This is a genomic window from Leptospira andrefontaineae (assembly GCF_004770105.1).
GTDB lineage: Bacteria > Spirochaetota > Leptospiria > Leptospirales > Leptospiraceae > Leptospira_B > Leptospira_B andrefontaineae.
Map to the genome: position 1 here is coordinate 1 of NZ_RQEY01000013.1, position 845 is coordinate 845.

Genomic DNA, 845 nt, shown 5'->3' on the forward strand with positions numbered 1-845 from the left:
TAGATTAATTTTTATAAATAAAATATTTCCTATTTTGTAAAAATTCCAAAAATCCGGAACGTTCTCTCTCGAACTCGGTCCTCTTGTTGAAGAGGATGTTTATGAATCTTTTCACTTCTAAACTTACATTCATTCCTTTTTACGTTAGGAGTGGCTTGCTCCTTATGGCGATTTTTTTAACGAGCTGCATTTCTGCTCAATATGCCGGGGGAGGAGGAAGTCCTTATCCTTCCGACTTCGTTTATAAAGGAGATCTATTCGGTTTACAAAATTGTTTGAGAGCAGGTTATTCCGTGGATACAAGAGATCCGTTTACTAGGAATTTTACTCCTTTGATGATTGCTGCAAGAGAAGGAGAAGTGGAAATCGCTGAATTTTTAGTTAGAAGCGGCGCAGACATCAATGCCAAGACTCGAGACGGTCATACCGCTCTAATGATGGCTGTTTATAATCGGAATTTGGACATAGTAAAACTTCTTTTGAAGAATGGTGCAAATGTACATATCAAAAGTAAACAAGGGCATACTGCATTTTCTGAGGCAAGTTTAGAAGAAGCAATCCAGATCAAAGAACTTCTTCTTCCATATGAAATCGGTCCAAAAAGATGAAATCAGCATTTCAGATCGTTCTTGTTCTTTTTTTCTTGGAATCTTGCATGAACGATGATCGTTGTACAAAAAATTGTGATAAAAACTTCTCCATTTGTTTATTGGTCGCAACGAATGAAAATTCCTTAGGGATTGGATTTATTTGTAAGGCCATCTGTGATGATTGTAAATCAGACTGCCACGCCGTCACTTCTTCCTCGGGAGGGAGAAGTTCTAGTACTTCCAGAGGGGGTTCTG

At 38.1% G+C, this 845-nt stretch carries 2 protein-coding genes; both read left to right on the forward strand.

Annotated features, from left to right (window positions below):
• Positions 1–164 precede the first annotated feature (164 nt).
• Positions 165–608 (forward strand): ankyrin repeat domain-containing protein, encoded by a 444-nt coding sequence (locus EHO65_RS08925; RefSeq protein ID WP_425269335.1) that lies wholly within the window; start codon positions 165–167, stop codon positions 606–608.
• On the forward strand, positions 605–845 hold a 241-nt coding region (locus EHO65_RS19990), incomplete at its 3' end, for a hypothetical protein (RefSeq protein ID WP_135773771.1). The genes EHO65_RS08925 and EHO65_RS19990, both read left to right, overlap by 4 nt.

Coding starts and splice junctions, on each gene's coding strand:
- EHO65_RS08925 (WP_425269335.1), top strand. CDS start 165: ATGGCGATTTTTTTAACGAGCTGCATTTCTGCTCAATATGCCGGGGGA.